The sequence below is a fragment of the Novosphingobium sp. ES2-1 genome (assembly GCF_015169775.1).
GTDB classification, from domain to species: domain Bacteria; phylum Pseudomonadota; class Alphaproteobacteria; order Sphingomonadales; family Sphingomonadaceae; genus Novosphingobium; species Novosphingobium subterraneum.
In genome coordinates, this window is sequence record NZ_CP063445.1 from 1579008 (window position 1) to 1592269 (window position 13262).

The following is a 13262-nucleotide window of genomic DNA, read 5'->3' on the forward strand; positions in this document are numbered from 1 at the left end:
AGTCAAGCAGCAGGGCTGAAGTTGAGAGCACACAATGTGCCCTTCGGGTCGCGCTCGCTCCTTAACCGTGATTCGGCGAAAAAACAGTGACTTTCGCCAACCTTTTTTGCCTGATGGAGATCCGCTGATGCGCATCAGTCGACTGGCTGGCGTTGGACTTGCTATTGGCCCGCGTCCGCGTCCCATCGTAGGAACACCGACACCAACGCCGGCTGATTACACCGCAACAACCGAAAGCGAGTTGACCGCGATCCTCGCGCTCGGCTCCGCCACGCTCAACAACAAGCGGGTTGCTCTTGCGAGCGCCAACTGGGCGCAGCGCACGATCACGCTGGCACCCGCAAGCAAGGTCACCTTCGTTGCGCAGAACCCGGCATCACGTCCGAACCTGATCCGGTGGAGGGTTGGCGCAGGCGCGGCCAACCTGTTTTTCGAAGATTTGCGCTTCGTCACCGACACTTGGGGCACAGCCAACAATACGGACGTGTTTGCATATTCCGGGGCTGGTAATGTCGGAGCCTGCACCTGGACGCGCTGCGGCTTCAAGGGTGGCTATGGCGGGCCGGGGTCGTCGGGCAATCTCTGGGACAACAACATCGATCCAACAGGCACGTCGCGCTATCCTGAATATGCCTGCATCCTTCCCGTCTTTGACGCTACCGGCGCAGTCGTCGATTACAGCATATCGCGCAACAATGTGGCGGGCCTGATGGCTGATGGCACCTATCCGCTGACATTCACCAATGACGGCGTGACGTTTACAACGCTGCCTACCGATTGGACCATGACCGTCTCTGGCGGTGTCATTACGACCGTGACCAAGGGAACAACTGGAGCGTCAAATGGCACTCTGCTGACTGGCGTAGGCGTCCGCTCGAAAATCATCACTTGGGCCGGTCAGCAGCGCATGATCGACTACCTGAAGTTCGGTGTGGTTCGCGAATCCGGTATCACCGTTACTGGCCTGCAGTCATGGATTGACTGTGACTTTGCTGATCTCTTGAACGGCGTAAAATTCATCCCGACAGGCGGAGCGTTCCTGGAAGGGTGCACATTCCGGCGCACGTACATGGACACGATCGCCCTCGGGATTGCGCAGGACAACGCCACGGGCGGGCCGGTAACGGTGCGCTTCAACAGCGTTTCGACGGGCTTCTCGCAACAGGGCGATCCCGGCGATCCCCACGCCGACATGATGTTGCAGATGTTTATGGACGACAACGGTGGAACTCAAACTTCCGTCGATTGGGGTCCGATTACGGTCGAAGGTAATGTTGTATTCGACGGCGACACTCGCGGTCACGGCCAGATGATCCTGATGGCCGATAACCCACAGAACATCTACTACAAGGACGTTCGCATTGTCGGCAACATCGGCCTCTCGCGCCTTTCCACTGTCGGCATGCAGTCCGAGGGTATCCGCAACGGCTACATCTACCGCAACACGATTGCGCGCTTTGCCTATGACGCCACCGACAACGTTGGGAATTCGGTAAATTGCAGCATCACGCCGCCCAACCCTGGCTGGAATCCCGTTGGGGAGCAGACCTTCTTCGATAGCAATATCGCGGAGAGTTTCAGCGGCATGGACGGTGGCGTCACCACCGGCAACGGGGTGGTGCTCGGCTCACAGGGGGCCAGCATCCCCTATGCCACCGTGTTCGCTTCACCGCCTACCGCGGCTGCAGGTTCTGGCACTTGGCCGACAACCCGCGCTGGCGTCGTGGCAGCGTTCTCGCCGACCGCAGGCTATGTCGGCAAAGGCGCGGGCGGGTCGGACGGCTACATCGATTACGCGGCACGGACGATCAACACGGCAATGGAGCCGGTATTCGTCAAGTTCACCAACCTGTCGAACCAAGTGGCCGGCTCGGCCGTCAGTTCAGAGTGGCGCAAGATCCTCGGTGGCCCGGCGACCGGAACCTACACGGTGTCGAACGGCACGGTGCAGTTCGCCGATGACGTTGCGGGCACCAACGCGACGGCGGCCACAACCAGCGGCAGCTATACCCGCGGAAAGTACATGCGGCTCAACCTGACGAACAGTGCATCGGGTTCGACTGCCACGACCGCGACGATCACCTTCAACGGCAGTTGGGCGCGGTCCTTCGCTTCCACCACGGCGTCGGCAGCCAGCTATCCGGTTGTCGCGATGGATTCCGCAACGCCCGATCTATTCAGGCGTGCATCTGGCTCGCTGGGAGCCGATGCGAATGTCGGCACGATCGCCTTGACCCGGTTCAAGATGGCGGCGCCTCCGGGAGCGGTGCAGACGATCTTTGGTTCGTCCTCTGGCACCGCCCGCGTTCAGGTGCAGCTTGTCGGCACAACTGGCAAGCTGCGCATCAACCTCTACAACGGCACCTCGCAGTTGTGGCGGATCGAGAGCAATATCAACGTCTGCGACGGCGTGGCGCGCGATATTCTGGTATCGTGGGACACGTCTCAGACAACCGAAAGCGCAGGGCGCAGCGTCTATATCGATGGGCTGCCTGACAGCAGCTCGGCGGCGACGTGGGGCACGGGCGGGCAAGTTGTCAGCTACAGTGCCTCGATCAACGCCTATCAGTTCGGCCCAGCGACAGGTAACAACATCGAGATCGGCGCGTTCTATCTCAACGTCGCTGCCCGTGTTGATCTGACCGATGCATCCAACCGCGCGAAGTTCGGCGCCGACCTGATCGGCACCAACGGCGCTGGTCCAACTGGTTCGCAGCCGGTGATCTTCTTGGTCGGCAACGATGCGCAGTGGAATGCCGGGCTCAACCGTGGCTCCGGTGGCGTTCATAGCCCTGTCGGTTCGGCTGCGGTTACGCTGGTTTCGGGATCGGCTTGGAGTTGAGGCGCTGGCGTCGAAGGGCGCCGCCTGCCAGCCCTATACCCAGGATCATCATTGCCCACGTCGATGGTTCGGGGACGCCGAAAAAATTCAGGCTTGCGTTGTAGCCCAAGGGAGCGGTCAAATTTGGGACGTGTAGGGTTAGCGGGCCGTAGGATGACTTATATTTTACAGTGGTCAGAGTGTACTGCCGGCTGAAGCCAGTAAGTCTATAGTACACGACCCTTGAGTCATCGAAATTCAGAATGCCGCCACCGTCGTTGTGCGAAATCCTAGTTTCACAATAGCCCGTGGCTTTGACGCAATCGATCCGATTGTATGATGCTCGCCAATCCAGGAACCCGGTTGCAGGTCGGTCGAACACCACCCTTGCAATGACGGTTTGATTGCCTGCGGTGCCAATAAGAGCAGTCGGATCGCTGGGCTCCAATGTCGACACGAATGTCGCGGCACCCGCAGGAATTGGCGCTAGGATGGCAGCAACGGCCAACAAAACCTTGAAACGCATAACAGTCTCCCCGAGTCGCCGCCCGAGCGAATGTTTTCAGTGCGTTAACCAAGAGTCGAGTCTGAGAATCGGTCCGGATTGGCAGTAAAAGCCCCGGCCAGAAGTAGCCTGACTGGCCGGGGAGTTTCCACTTTGGCGACGATCTGCTGAGTCGCCGCCAGCAGTTTACGCTCATTAACCATCTTGCCTATGGCATTTGTTGCACAGGTTAGAACCGGGGCCAGATTGCAGAATCAAGTTCGTACCGCTTCTGTTCTCCTATGGGAAGCAAGCGCCTCGACAAGATCGGTGACTACGTCCGGCATGGGTTCGACCTGCAGGTGTTCTGCAAGTGCGGGCACAAGGCGAAGATCGATGCTGCGGCGCTGGCAGATCGACTGCACAAGCAGCGCCAGAGCCCGATGATGATGTTCATTGAAGCGAAGCTGCGATGCTCGAAGTGCGGGCGTAAGGACGTGACTTGCGGGCCTGGGTGGAAAGATAGCTAGCGCTTGTTTGGCTTGTAGAGCCTCCACCCAGCCCCGGTGAGTTCAATCACTTTGGTGCATCTATGACACGCGGACCGCAATCCGGTTGCGGAGTGATGTAACAAGCTAGGATCTGGCCGGTGATAACCGACCAAGCACGCGATTGAGAACATTTGGGCGACCAGTGCGATGATTATCGCGTGCGGATAACCCATTGGAAAATATAGAGTCTATAGTGAGGTTACGCGAAGTTGCGTAACAGTCGCTCGGTTCGTCTCATTCTTATGCCCGGGAACTGGAGGGACATTAACTCAAGTCAACTTTCGCCGTCCTCCGGACGATGCCGCCTCTCACTGGACTGCGAGGGCTGGAACCGCTTCCGCTACATCAACGGCATGGCCTGGGCGATGTGGGACGACGAGGGCGCCGAGCGGTGGTCATCGTTACGGCGTCCCGTCGATCCCGATCATCTTCTCGAGACGTTCGGTCGCGTCGAGCACGTCCTCCCAGATCAAATTAACCGCTGACCTGTCGTAGACGTCTGGATCAGTGCTGAGCGCTTCGAGCGCGGCACGGAGATGATGCCGGGCCGAAGTGAAGTCGGGAGCGGTGCGGGATTCGGGACTGGCCATGGGCCATTATAGGAAGGGCGGCGCGACCGGGAACCCCCAATCCTTCGCCGCCCTTGTTTCGCTCCACGCCAGCGGAGCAATCTCGAATATCGTTGCTGCGGCCCCCGGCTCTTGATCCACGCATAAAGCGCTGCCACCCGGCGGCAACCCAGAGTTGTTCCGGCGCTTGCCGCAGCCCATCCCCTATACCACAGGCGGGGGTGAAGGGGAATGCCTATCCAGCAAAGGATCTGATGCGAGTGCGCGGGGTTGATGCCGCTTGCAGAGCCAGCCTTTGCCCTCGAATACGCGCCAACCTGATTGTCGCGCCAATACTGCAATCGCGGGATCGTCTGGGTGGCCGAACCACATGACCGAAGCCAAGCAGCCTTCGTGCGCGCACCTCACTTCTTCCACTCCCCTGTTTCGAGTGCGGTGGCGATGGACTTTAATGCCTTCGCGCGTTCAAGCGGTGTGAAAGGCTCATACATTTCGCGCAGGCACCAAGCCACCACCTCAGCAATCACCCGCCCCTCTGCCTCTGCAAGCGAGGTTTCGAGGGCCTGGATGTGGGCGGCGGCTTCGTGCGCAAGTTTTCGAAATCCCGGCGATACCAGCACATATCCAGCGTCCCGCAACCGCTCAACCAGATCATCCATCACCGTTCTCCCTAGCCTTGAGGCAGGCTTGTGCGAGGGCTAGGGCCAAGGTGGGAGCTTCTACGGCAGGCAATGCTTTGTGGGGCGAATGGACCGCCAGCTTCACATACCATCCGCCTCGATCCACATGCTCAGTCAACGTCACGATGCGATGACTTTCCGGCACCAAGCACATCGCAGCATCCGTCCATGCTTCTGCGTCGAGGAAGCGACGGAAGCGGGCCTCTTTGCATATGCGCCAGTCGTTCCAGCGCATGAAGGAGGCTTTGTCCTCTTCGCGTTGCTCGGCGATACGGGCACCGTCCCACGTCTCCCACTCGCGGGAAGGCTCGGGGTAGATCGCCTTGAACGCCTCCTCCAATGCCTGTCTTGTGTCGCTCATTGCTTCCCCCTGTGTGCGTCCAAGGCGGTGATTGCGGCGGTGGCCTTGAAGCGCCAGTGGTTGTTTACCCTGTCCGCCTGCGCTGCGAACGGAGAGCGCATCCCTTCCCCGGTGCGCCAAACGTCACCGCTGGCCCCACAGATCGCCATCGCCACAGCCTCCACCTCATCCCCGCTCGGCACAGCATGGACAAGCTGGCCGGTGCGGAGGGCGCCTGCGATGCACTCTAGCTTCTCTGCGGCCTCTATCGGGATGGAGCCGTCGCAACCTCTCCGTAGCGCGTCAGCTATCTCATTGAGCGCTTCATGGGTTATCTCAGTCATGGCGGGCCTCGGGTTTGTAGGCGATGATGTCTTCTGATCGGATGTCGCTCTGGTGCTTCCACCAGTCAGGCCCAGGCTGTGCCCAGAATGACGCCTTCATTGCGCGTTCTATTTCGCTGTCACGAAACATCACATCCGGCCTGCTATCCAGCGGCACCGGACACGGCCCTTCACCGTTCCATGGTAGCCACCCTTCCGCCTTCATCGCTTCACTGAGCATCGGGGGTCTCCTTGAGGGCTTGGCGGAGGGCAAACTCCGCTTGCGTCATGCAGTCCTCCCGCAGCTTCCGCGTCTGATCCTCGAAGGCGCGTTGGATAACTAATGCGCCGTCTTCTGTGGTATTCTCGCAGAACACCGCCAAAGCAGCTTCCATCAACTCCACCGCCCACTGTTCCGGTTCAGTCTGCATGGCTGGTTCCTTCAAGAATAGAGCGGACCTGCTGGCCTAAGGGGGTGAGGGCCCATGTCCTTGCGGGCCAAAGACCATTCTTGATTGTCGGGTGCTTCCCCTGCGTGATCAACGAAAACATGATGGCTACCTCTTTCGTCGGCACACCTTTGATCACCTTCTCCAGAACGAAGAACGACACTTCGCGAGGCGCCTGCTTGTCGTGAACGCGCGACGTTCCATCCTGCTGGCACCACAGAACAGCTTTCCGCTGTGCCGCACTCAGCCCCGCCGCAATCTCTTCCGCAGTCATGCCCCTGCCTCCGGTGGTGTGGGGAGGGTGTAGAGGGGCATTGTCGCCATGCCCGATGGACGGGAATGCAGCACAATTCCGTTCGCTTCGAACTCGCTCTTGCGGTTCAACATCTCTGGGATGATGTAGCCCACCACCTCCCCGCGCTCGGCAGACTGGCGGTGGCGGGCGAAGGCTTGGGCAAGCAATCGTATTGCAGCATCCCTGTCTTGCGAGGAGCAGAGATGTTGTGCCGCACTGGTTGCCCAACCAATGTCGTCTTGCGTCACTCCCGCTTCCCGCGCCTCTTGGCTTACTGTGGTGGTCATCGGCCTGCCTCCTTGAGTGCTGCGAGAAGGTCGCGGGCGCGTTCAAAGTTCTCATACGAGAACCAGTCCTGCACCCTGTCGCGGTAGATCATTTCCCAGACGGCTTGCGTGTCTTTCGGGTCATCCTCGCCGACGAACGCAAACGCCTCCAGCGCCTCAACAAGCCGGTGATGGCTGTTCACTGCCTGGACGATGAAGGCGGCGTTGGCTTTTGCATCCGGCCCCATGCACTCAGCGATGATCCAGCCATCGTTTGCGTAAACTCCGTCATCGCTTTCAATGCGCCAAGGGTTCGCCCCACTGTGCTGATCGTTCGCCACCCAAGGCAAAGGCGTATGTGCAGTCTCAGTCATGGCAGCACCTGAATAGCTAGAACCGCGCCGACAATCGCCAGAGGCAAGCAAAGTGCGCTCCCCCTTCGCGCCAGCAGGAACGCGATGATGAAGATGAGAGTGAAGCAAGCCTTGACGAGGATCAGGTCCATGGCTCAAAATCCCCCCATGAGAGCATCGCGGCGAGACTGCGCGTGCCATTCAGCGGCTTCTGCGGCTTGCTCGGCAACATCGGCCATGCATTCGGCAATCAGCCCCTCGTCTTCATAGAAATGCTCGGGGACGGTAAGCGCGCTGTCGGCGGGTGTGATCTCAAGGATCTCGACGCTGGCGGGTTCTGGCGGCTGATAATAGTCGCCCTTGTATCCCTTGTCGTACTGGTAGAGCACGCGCACGTCATACTCGGTTCCGCCGAGTTCATCCTCGATCACGATGCTGGTGTGTAGTATTCCGCGCATCACTTAGCCCTCCGTGCTTGTGCTGCTTGCTTGCGGCGTTCGGCCCGGTTTCCTTCACCGCCGGGGCTGCTGGCGAGGTATGGTGACGGCTCGCGCTGCATCATCTGGCCCAACTCATACTCTGCCAGCGCCTCTTGCATGGCCTTGTTCTCGCCAAACCGCAGGCTCAGTTCCTTATCGTGGCTCCACGTCATCACATTGGCCTTTCACAATGAAAGCAATTGTTCGGCCCACTCTCCATCGACGTATCGACGTGGTGGAAGCCATCGTGCGAGGAAGGGCATTCGGTCCCTCGCTTGGGTGCTGGCACGATCTGCAAGCCGGCATCTGTCAGCCACTGCATCACATGGTGCGCCGCATCGAACGCGGTCCAGTCAGGGCCAAGGCTGTCGCTGATAGCGTCTGCGATCAGGGCAATGATCGCGTTCTTGTCCACGATTGACTGATACGTTGCGTTGGTCATGTCGGTTCTCCCTTGAGAGTGCTGGCCATCAGTTGGCGCATTGCCTCGCGCTGCTGTTGTTCTTCGGGTGTCAGCTTTGGCGGATTGCACCATTCGCAGCGCCGGGTGCAGAGGCAGCTATCGCCGTCCCATGTGTCGCACTGCCAGTCCCAGCCACAGCCGTAGGTAAAGCCTTCGCCGCCGCAGTTGTGGCAGTCGTTGGCGTCGTCGTCATAGCTATCGATCTGGCAGTCGCGGCAATCACCGTAGAACGTCATGTCCACCGACTTGCCGCACGTTCCACAGGTCTTATCCACGGCCTGCCTCCTTGAGTGCTGCGTCGATCATCAGCATGGGGCAGGACATGACTGGCGGGTTTGCGCTGCCACAGTCGCCACTGCAGACCGGACATCCGTAGCCGCGCATTACCTCCAGCGCCTCAACAAGCCGGTGTTGGCTGTCTGCCCGCGTGTTCCAGGCTGTGAGTTCATTTTTGTAAAAGCCTTTACCTGACAGTAGGCACTTCCCATCCGTCACAGTGCCGGGATGAAACCAAAGGCGCGGGACTGCCTCATCTTGATAAAGATGAGCATTGCAGAACGGACAAGGCAAAGGCGTATGTGCAGTCTCAGTCATTCCGCTTCACTCCAATGCCGCACCCCACGACCCGCCAACTGCAATTGATCCATGGCACGGCGGTATTCTCGGACCACATAGGCTAGGCACAGGAGCGCGATGGGGGTGAGGATGATTGCGAGGGGGTAGAGGTCAGTCATGGCGGGCCTCTTGTGGGGTGGGGGCTGGTGGAAGGGGCATCCAGTGGGTCACATCCTCGGTTCGGAACTCCCCGGCGTCGTCATCGGCGCACATCCATGCACCATCAATCCGGCTATCCGATGAAGGCCCCCAATAGGCTGGCCACGGTAAACCATCCGCTTGATAGTAAATGAGGATCGTCGGGCCTAGAAACTCGCCAGCCTCGTTCTTCGGCGCGGTGCTGATTGGTTTCCAGTCAGTAGTCACGGGGTAAATCCTTTTCATTAAAGGCTGGACAATCAGGTAATTCCATCCAGTGCGTTGCCCAGAAAGGTTGACCAGTTACTGCCATAAAGACCCGCCCTTTGCGCTGCTTAGGCCTTAGACTGGCAACAATTACATGGCGATAATTGGCCTCATCACGCTCCCAACCAAATATCGCTTTAAAAAAGCGTGGCCTCGGATTTTTCGCGCATAACGCAGGCCAAAAAAAAAAATGCCTATCCTTCGGCGCGCTTTCGATCGGCAACCACGCTGCCCCCACATCACCTAACGTATTCAAAAGGATTTGCCCCCGTTTCCCCGACCATATGGCCTGAAACCCCCGAAAATTCGGGCTTGGCGGTTAACGCTTTCTCAAAGGTCATGGTGCGTCTCCATCGGAACGCCACGGCCGGCGAGTTCGAACTGTGCCAGCGCTCGGCGCCATTCGATCGCCAGCCAGGCGAATACTGCCAGCGAGGGCAGGCCGGGGATGAGGAGGATGTAGATCATGCGGCATCCATCCCCATGAACAGGGGTTTGCAGCCACAGCTTGAACCTCATAGGGGGAACAAGGCGAGAAAACGTGCCATCAGGTGATACCTGCGATGCACGGAAAACAGCGAAAAACCGCTGTATGCCGTGAGGTGCATCGTCTTCGGGAGGCAGGGGCCGGAGGTTCGAATCCTCTTTCCCCGACCATTTCACCTTCGAAGGTGATCGAAAGGGCGGCCTTCGGGTCGCCCTTTTCGTTTGGCCAGGCTGCTCGGTTCATCGCGCACCCGCCACAACTCCTTCATTTGGCCCGCAAATCCGTCTCGCAAAGTCGCAAACCGGGTTTCGCTGCGGAACGACAAAGACGACCTTGTCCGGGTTACCCAATCAACTGGACAGGAACTCCATTCGTGACCATCCGCAAACTCACTGTTGCCCTTCTCGTCGCCACATTACCCATCGCCACCGCAGCAAACGCACAAGACGCAGCTGCTGGCACCGAAGCCACGGCCACGGCTGAAGCCACCACGGTCGCGCCGGCGGCGGCCACACCGGCCGTCGGCGCTGTTGTCTATGATGCTGCCGGCGCCGAAGTCGGCAAGATCAAGAGCGTCAACGCGCCCAACTTCGTGATCGACACCGGCAAGAACACCGCCACCTTGGCACTGACCGCACTTGGCACCGGCCCCAAGGGCCCGGTCCTCGGCATGACCAAGGTCGAACTGGATGCGGCTGCCGAAAAGGCTGCTGCAGCGGCAAAGGCTGATACGGCTGCTGCGATCGTTGTCGATGCGCCGGTCTACGCCTCGGATGGCACCACGCAGCTCGGCAAGGTGGCCGAAGTGACCGATACCGAATTCGTGCTCGATGCGGGTACGGTTCGCGTGAAGCTGCCGAAGACTTCGGTCGCCAAGGGCGCCTCCGGTCTGATGATCGGCATGACCGCGCAAGGTTTCGCAGACGCTACAAAGAGCGCCGACCAGAGTGCGAATGCAGCGGCCGCAAAGCCCGCTGGCAAGTAAGCAATTCAGGGAGCGGGCGGCGCGTTTACCCCTTTTTCGCGCCGCCCCAACCGTTCCCTCGGATCAGCCTCTTAGCCGCCCCTGAGAAGTTGCACGCCCCAATCCCGCTCGAAAAGGTAGAGCAGCACGCGGGCCGCCTCCCCTCTTGGCGACGACAAACCGCCGTCGCGTTCCATCAGCAGTCGTGCATCATCATGCGCTAGCGGCAGCAACCGCGCGATCTGTTCGAAGTCCGCCACCTTGAACGGCGTATCGCCCGATTGCCGGGTGCCAAGCAGCTCTCCGCCGCCCCGCAACCGCAAGTCTTCCTCGGCCAGGCGAAAGCCGTCCTGCGTCTCTCGCATCAGAGCAAGCCGCTCGCGCCCGGTTTCCGAGAGAGCCTCACCACGCAGCAGCAGGCAGGTCGATTGCTGGCTGCCCCGTCCGACACGCCCGCGCAACTGGTGCAACTGGGCCAAACCGAAGCGCTCTGCCTGCTCGATCACCATCAGCGTCGCGTTAGGCACGTCGACGCCGACCTCGATTACCGTCGTCGCAACCAGCAGTTGCGCGTCACCTCGGGCAAACTGCTCCATGGCCGCATCCTTGGCCTCGGGCCGCAGCTGGCCGTGAACCATGACCACGGTATCCCCGAACCGCTCCTTCAGCGCAGCATAGCGCGCTTCTGCGGCAGCAATGTCTTCCGTCTCCAGCTCGCGCACCATCGGGCAGACCCAGTAGGCCTGCGCACCCTTGGCAATGTGCCGCGCCACTCCTTCGACCACGTCGGCAAGGCGCTCTGTCGAAATCACGCGGGTGTCGATGGCCTGACGGCCGGGCGGCATTTCGTCGAGCCGCGAGACGTCCATCTCCCCGTACTGCGCCAGGGTCAGCGTGCGCGGGATCGGTGTGGCCGTCATCGCCAGGCAATGCGGAGTCCGCCGCGCCTTCTGGGTCAGCATCAGGCGCTGCCCCACGCCAAAGCGGTGCTGCTCGTCGATCACCACAAGCGCAAGATTGCGGTAGGCGACGGCCTCCTGGAAGATCGCGTGCGTACCGACGCAAATGTCGATCGAGCCATCGAGCAGCCCCATCAGGATCGATTCGCGCGCCTTGCCCTTGTCGCGTCCGGTCAACAGCGCGATGTTCACGCCTGTCCCTGCAGCCATCCGCGTCAGAGTCTCGGCATGCTGGCGCGCGAGGATTTCGGTCGGCGCCAGCAGCGCGGCTTGCCCGCCCGCCTCCACCGCAATCAGCATGGCATTGAGCGCCACCGCCGTCTTGCCAGACCCGACATCGCCTTGCAGCAGACGCAGCATCGGCGCGCCTTGCGCCATGTCGCTTTCGATCTCGGCAATCGAGCGCTTCTGCGCGCCAGTCAGTTCGAACGGCAGCTTGAGCATTGCACGCAATCGCCCGTCCCCGTGCAGCGGCGTGCCCTTCTTCGCACGGTTGCTCTCCCGCACCAGCATCAGGGCGAGGCTGTTGGCCAGCAGTTCGTCATAGGCGAGCCGGTCCTTGGCCAGCTTGTCCTCGGCCTTGTGTGCAGTCGGCAGCGCCGCGTCCCAAGACGGCCAGCCCATTCGCGCGATGAGGCCCGGCTCGATCCACTCCGGCAGCTTGGGCAGGTGCGCCAGCGACTGCGCCACCAAGGCCTGCACCCGCCCCTGCGTCAGCCCTTCTGACAGCGGATAGACCGGCTCGTTCAGCTGGCCGAGCATGCCGGCGCTGTCCTCGCTCACATGATCGGGATGCACGATCTGCCAGGTCTGGCCGAACTGGTCGAGCCTGCCCGCCACCCAGCGCTTCTCGCCCAAGGGGAGCTGCTTCTTCGCGGTATAGGCCGCTCGCCCGAAATAGGTAAGCGCGACATAGTTGCCAGCGGCATCCTCGGCCATGACCCTGAAAGGACCGCGCCCGGCCGACTGGCGATAATCGCGAACCGTCAGCGGCAGCACGATCTGTTCCCCCAGCCCAGCCTCGGCTAGATTTGCCACCGCCCGCCGCAGCACCCAGCGATCGGGCAGGTGGTACGCGATATCCTTGACGCGGGTCAGCCCGAGCTTCTCGAGCGGGCGCGCCAGACCAGGCCCCACGCCTTTGAGGCTGGAGCTTTCCGCGAACAGGGGGTTGAGCAGGTCAGGACGCATCGCCCGCCCGACATAGGCTGCAAGGCCACGTTTCGCCAATGCCGCCCAAAGCGAAATTCACGGCCATTTTTGACCCAGCGCATGGTTCAGGTGCTGAGCCGGTGCTTGAGTTGCTTTCGAAGATAACGAAAGCAGGAGCAAAACGATGTTGATCCCTCATGGAGCCGTCATTGCCGTCGTCGATGGCAAGGCCTGGGAACTCTACCGCAACGCCGGGACCGAAGCCGCCCCCGAACTCGCGGCCATGGAAACGCCTGCGCTCGTCGAGCACAATCACTCCAGCGGCGGCAGCCACGCATCGCCGCATCAGCAGGACGAAACCGCCCACTGTGCCGCGGTAGCCGATTGGCTCAACCGGCAGGTGAAGGGCCACAAGATCGCCCAGCTCGTGCTGATCGCTCCGCCGCGCGCCTTGGGCGAACTGCGTCACCAGATCGGCAAGGGCACCCAGAACGCGATCATCAAGGAACTGGCCAAGGACATGGTCGGTCGCCAGCCCACCGAGATCATCGCCGCGCTGCGGGGCAAGTAACTCGCGCGGCCAAGCGATGGGGCATTCCGGCGCGGG

24 protein-coding genes are annotated in these 13262 nt (G+C 60.8%); 4 read left to right on the forward strand and 20 right to left on the reverse strand.

Annotation, left to right across the window (positions count from 1 at the left end):
• Nucleotides 1-127 precede the first annotated feature (127 nt).
• Complete coding sequence (locus tag IM701_RS07645) at nucleotides 128-2842, forward strand: hypothetical protein (protein ID WP_193826556.1); 2715 nt, start codon at nucleotides 128-130, stop codon at nucleotides 2840-2842.
• Here the strand turns inward: IM701_RS07645 and IM701_RS21850 are convergent.
• Nucleotides 2811-3347, reverse strand: a complete 537-nt coding sequence (locus tag IM701_RS21850) for a PEPxxWA-CTERM sorting domain-containing protein (protein WP_230487610.1) — start codon at nucleotides 3345-3347, stop codon at nucleotides 2811-2813. The two genes, IM701_RS07645 and IM701_RS21850, sit on opposite strands and share 32 nt — an antisense overlap.
• A gap of 260 nt (nucleotides 3348-3607) precedes the next feature.
• Here IM701_RS21850 and IM701_RS07655 point away from each other — a divergent pair, with 260 nt between their 5' ends.
• The gene (locus IM701_RS07655; RefSeq protein ID WP_193826557.1) at nucleotides 3608-3835 is read left to right on the forward strand and encodes a hypothetical protein; all 228 of its coding nucleotides are present in this window, start codon (nucleotides 3608-3610) and stop codon (nucleotides 3833-3835) included.
• 422 nt (nucleotides 3836-4257) lie between these two features.
• Here the strand turns inward: IM701_RS07655 and IM701_RS07660 are convergent, their stop codons facing one another.
• From IM701_RS07660 to IM701_RS07740, 18 genes are all read right to left on the reverse strand, one after another.
• A complete protein-coding gene (locus IM701_RS07660; protein WP_193826558.1) occupies nucleotides 4258-4446 on the reverse strand; it encodes a hypothetical protein in 189 nt (62 codons plus the stop codon).
• 383 nt (nucleotides 4447-4829) lie between these two features.
• Nucleotides 4830-5084: a hypothetical protein gene (locus IM701_RS07665; RefSeq protein WP_193826559.1), complete on the reverse strand. Its 255-nt coding sequence runs from the start codon at nucleotides 5082-5084 to the stop codon at nucleotides 4830-4832.
• Nucleotides 5077-5466: a hypothetical protein gene (locus IM701_RS07670; RefSeq protein WP_193826560.1), complete on the reverse strand. Its 390-nt coding sequence runs from the start codon at nucleotides 5464-5466 to the stop codon at nucleotides 5077-5079. Before IM701_RS07670 ends, IM701_RS07665 begins: the two co-directional genes overlap by 8 nt.
• Nucleotides 5463-5789, reverse strand: coding sequence for a hypothetical protein (locus tag IM701_RS07675; RefSeq protein WP_193826561.1), 327 nt, complete (start codon nucleotides 5787-5789; stop codon nucleotides 5463-5465). The genes IM701_RS07670 and IM701_RS07675 overlap by 4 nt, the downstream gene beginning before the upstream one ends.
• Nucleotides 5782-6009 (reverse strand): hypothetical protein, encoded by a 228-nt coding sequence (locus IM701_RS07680; protein WP_193826562.1) that lies wholly within the window; start codon nucleotides 6007-6009, stop codon nucleotides 5782-5784. Before IM701_RS07680 ends, IM701_RS07675 begins: the two co-directional genes overlap by 8 nt.
• Complete coding sequence (locus tag IM701_RS07685; protein WP_193826563.1) at nucleotides 5999-6199, reverse strand: hypothetical protein; 201 nt, start codon at nucleotides 6197-6199, stop codon at nucleotides 5999-6001. Before IM701_RS07685 ends, IM701_RS07680 begins: the two co-directional genes overlap by 11 nt.
• The gene (locus IM701_RS07690) at nucleotides 6189-6491 is read right to left on the reverse strand and encodes a hypothetical protein (RefSeq protein WP_193826564.1); all 303 of its coding nucleotides are present in this window, start codon (nucleotides 6489-6491) and stop codon (nucleotides 6189-6191) included. Before IM701_RS07690 ends, IM701_RS07685 begins: the two co-directional genes overlap by 11 nt.
• Nucleotides 6488-6799: a hypothetical protein gene (locus tag IM701_RS07695; RefSeq protein WP_193826565.1), complete on the reverse strand. Its 312-nt coding sequence runs from the start codon at nucleotides 6797-6799 to the stop codon at nucleotides 6488-6490. Before IM701_RS07695 ends, IM701_RS07690 begins: the two co-directional genes overlap by 4 nt.
• Complete coding sequence (locus tag IM701_RS07700; RefSeq protein WP_193826566.1) at nucleotides 6796-7152, reverse strand: hypothetical protein; 357 nt, start codon at nucleotides 7150-7152, stop codon at nucleotides 6796-6798. The genes IM701_RS07695 and IM701_RS07700 overlap by 4 nt, the downstream gene beginning before the upstream one ends.
• A complete protein-coding gene (locus tag IM701_RS22110; RefSeq protein ID WP_255527719.1) occupies nucleotides 7149-7283 on the reverse strand; it encodes a hypothetical protein in 135 nt (44 codons plus the stop codon). The genes IM701_RS07700 and IM701_RS22110 overlap by 4 nt, the downstream gene beginning before the upstream one ends.
• A gap of 3 nt (nucleotides 7284-7286) precedes the next feature.
• Nucleotides 7287-7589: a hypothetical protein gene (locus tag IM701_RS07705; RefSeq protein ID WP_193826567.1), complete on the reverse strand. Its 303-nt coding sequence runs from the start codon at nucleotides 7587-7589 to the stop codon at nucleotides 7287-7289.
• Nucleotides 7589-7783: a hypothetical protein gene (locus IM701_RS07710; protein WP_193826568.1), complete on the reverse strand. Its 195-nt coding sequence runs from the start codon at nucleotides 7781-7783 to the stop codon at nucleotides 7589-7591. Before IM701_RS07710 ends, IM701_RS07705 begins: the two co-directional genes overlap by 1 nt.
• On the reverse strand, nucleotides 7783-8052 hold the full coding sequence (locus IM701_RS07715; RefSeq protein WP_193826569.1) for a hypothetical protein: 270 nt from the start codon (nucleotides 8050-8052) through the stop codon (nucleotides 7783-7785). Before IM701_RS07715 ends, IM701_RS07710 begins: the two co-directional genes overlap by 1 nt.
• Nucleotides 8049-8348 (reverse strand): hypothetical protein, encoded by a 300-nt coding sequence (locus IM701_RS07720; RefSeq protein WP_193826570.1) that lies wholly within the window; start codon nucleotides 8346-8348, stop codon nucleotides 8049-8051. Before IM701_RS07720 ends, IM701_RS07715 begins: the two co-directional genes overlap by 4 nt.
• Nucleotides 8349-8663: 315 nt before the next feature.
• Nucleotides 8664-8807 carry a hypothetical protein gene (locus tag IM701_RS07725; protein WP_193826571.1) on the reverse strand — a complete coding sequence of 48 codons (144 nt, stop codon included), beginning with the start codon at nucleotides 8805-8807 and terminating at the stop codon, nucleotides 8664-8666.
• Nucleotides 8800-9072, reverse strand: coding sequence for a DUF551 domain-containing protein (locus IM701_RS22270; protein WP_370584288.1), 273 nt, complete (start codon nucleotides 9070-9072; stop codon nucleotides 8800-8802). Before IM701_RS22270 ends, IM701_RS07725 begins: the two co-directional genes overlap by 8 nt.
• Nucleotides 9044-9316 (reverse strand): hypothetical protein, encoded by a 273-nt coding sequence (locus tag IM701_RS07735; protein ID WP_193826573.1) that lies wholly within the window; start codon nucleotides 9314-9316, stop codon nucleotides 9044-9046. The genes IM701_RS22270 and IM701_RS07735 overlap by 29 nt, the downstream gene beginning before the upstream one ends.
• A 107-nt stretch (nucleotides 9317-9423) precedes the next feature.
• Nucleotides 9424-9561 (reverse strand): hypothetical protein, encoded by a 138-nt coding sequence (locus tag IM701_RS07740; protein WP_193826574.1) that lies wholly within the window; start codon nucleotides 9559-9561, stop codon nucleotides 9424-9426.
• A gap of 392 nt (nucleotides 9562-9953) precedes the next feature.
• Here IM701_RS07740 and IM701_RS07745 point away from each other — a divergent pair, with 392 nt between their 5' ends.
• Nucleotides 9954-10565 carry a hypothetical protein gene (locus IM701_RS07745; protein ID WP_193826575.1) on the forward strand — a complete coding sequence of 204 codons (612 nt, stop codon included), beginning with the start codon at nucleotides 9954-9956 and terminating at the stop codon, nucleotides 10563-10565.
• 71 nt (nucleotides 10566-10636) lie between these two features.
• On the opposite strand, the gene recG is transcribed toward IM701_RS07745, so the two are convergent.
• Nucleotides 10637-12694, reverse strand: a complete 2058-nt coding sequence (gene recG / locus IM701_RS07750) for an ATP-dependent DNA helicase RecG (RefSeq protein ID WP_193828381.1) — start codon at nucleotides 12692-12694, stop codon at nucleotides 10637-10639.
• Nucleotides 12695-12839: 145 nt separating this feature from the next.
• Between recG and IM701_RS07755 the strand changes: the two genes are divergently transcribed.
• Entirely contained in the window at nucleotides 12840-13226 is a 387-nt protein-coding gene (locus tag IM701_RS07755) for a host attachment protein (RefSeq protein WP_193826576.1), read from the forward strand.
• Nucleotides 13227-13262 lie beyond the last annotated feature (36 nt).

What these genes read in the sequence shown, in the direction of transcription:
- IM701_RS07670 (WP_193826560.1), bottom strand. Translation starts at nt 5,466, where the DNA reads ATGAGCGACACAAGACAGGCATTGGAGGAGGCGTTCAAGGCGATCTAC.
- IM701_RS07710 (WP_193826568.1), bottom strand. Translation starts at nt 7,783, where the DNA reads ATGACGTGGAGCCACGATAAGGAACTGAGCCTGCGGTTTGGCGAGAAC.
- IM701_RS07700 (WP_193826566.1), bottom strand. Translation starts at nt 7,152, where the DNA reads ATGACTGAGACTGCACATACGCCTTTGCCTTGGGTGGCGAACGATCAG.
- IM701_RS07690 (WP_193826564.1), bottom strand. Translation starts at nt 6,491, where the DNA reads ATGACTGCGGAAGAGATTGCGGCGGGGCTGAGTGCGGCACAGCGGAAA.
- IM701_RS07645 (WP_193826556.1), top strand. Translation starts at nt 128, where the DNA reads ATGCGCATCAGTCGACTGGCTGGCGTTGGACTTGCTATTGGCCCGCGT.
- IM701_RS21850 (WP_230487610.1), bottom strand. Translation starts at nt 3,347, where the DNA reads ATGCGTTTCAAGGTTTTGTTGGCCGTTGCTGCCATCCTAGCGCCAATT.
- IM701_RS07725 (WP_193826571.1), bottom strand. Translation starts at nt 8,807, where the DNA reads ATGACTGACCTCTACCCCCTCGCAATCATCCTCACCCCCATCGCGCTC.
- IM701_RS07660 (WP_193826558.1), bottom strand. Translation starts at nt 4,446, where the DNA reads ATGGCCAGTCCCGAATCCCGCACCGCTCCCGACTTCACTTCGGCCCGG.
- IM701_RS07695 (WP_193826565.1), bottom strand. Translation starts at nt 6,799, where the DNA reads ATGACCACCACAGTAAGCCAAGAGGCGCGGGAAGCGGGAGTGACGCAA.
- IM701_RS07655 (WP_193826557.1), top strand. Translation starts at nt 3,608, where the DNA reads ATGGGAAGCAAGCGCCTCGACAAGATCGGTGACTACGTCCGGCATGGG.
- IM701_RS07685 (WP_193826563.1), bottom strand. Translation starts at nt 6,199, where the DNA reads ATGCAGACTGAACCGGAACAGTGGGCGGTGGAGTTGATGGAAGCTGCT.
- IM701_RS07740 (WP_193826574.1), bottom strand. Translation starts at nt 9,561, where the DNA reads ATGATCTACATCCTCCTCATCCCCGGCCTGCCCTCGCTGGCAGTATTC.
- recG (WP_193828381.1), bottom strand. Translation starts at nt 12,694, where the DNA reads ATGCGTCCTGACCTGCTCAACCCCCTGTTCGCGGAAAGCTCCAGCCTC.
- IM701_RS07715 (WP_193826569.1), bottom strand. Translation starts at nt 8,052, where the DNA reads ATGACCAACGCAACGTATCAGTCAATCGTGGACAAGAACGCGATCATT.
- IM701_RS07675 (WP_193826561.1), bottom strand. Translation starts at nt 5,789, where the DNA reads ATGACTGAGATAACCCATGAAGCGCTCAATGAGATAGCTGACGCGCTA.
- IM701_RS07705 (WP_193826567.1), bottom strand. Translation starts at nt 7,589, where the DNA reads ATGCGCGGAATACTACACACCAGCATCGTGATCGAGGATGAACTCGGC.
- IM701_RS22270 (WP_370584288.1), bottom strand. Translation starts at nt 9,072, where the DNA reads ATGAAAAGGATTTACCCCGTGACTACTGACTGGAAACCAATCAGCACC.
- IM701_RS07755 (WP_193826576.1), top strand. Translation starts at nt 12,840, where the DNA reads ATGTTGATCCCTCATGGAGCCGTCATTGCCGTCGTCGATGGCAAGGCC.
- IM701_RS07665 (WP_193826559.1), bottom strand. Translation starts at nt 5,084, where the DNA reads ATGGATGATCTGGTTGAGCGGTTGCGGGACGCTGGATATGTGCTGGTA.
- IM701_RS07680 (WP_193826562.1), bottom strand. Translation starts at nt 6,009, where the DNA reads ATGCTCAGTGAAGCGATGAAGGCGGAAGGGTGGCTACCATGGAACGGT.
- IM701_RS22110 (WP_255527719.1), bottom strand. Translation starts at nt 7,283, where the DNA reads ATGGACCTGATCCTCGTCAAGGCTTGCTTCACTCTCATCTTCATCATC.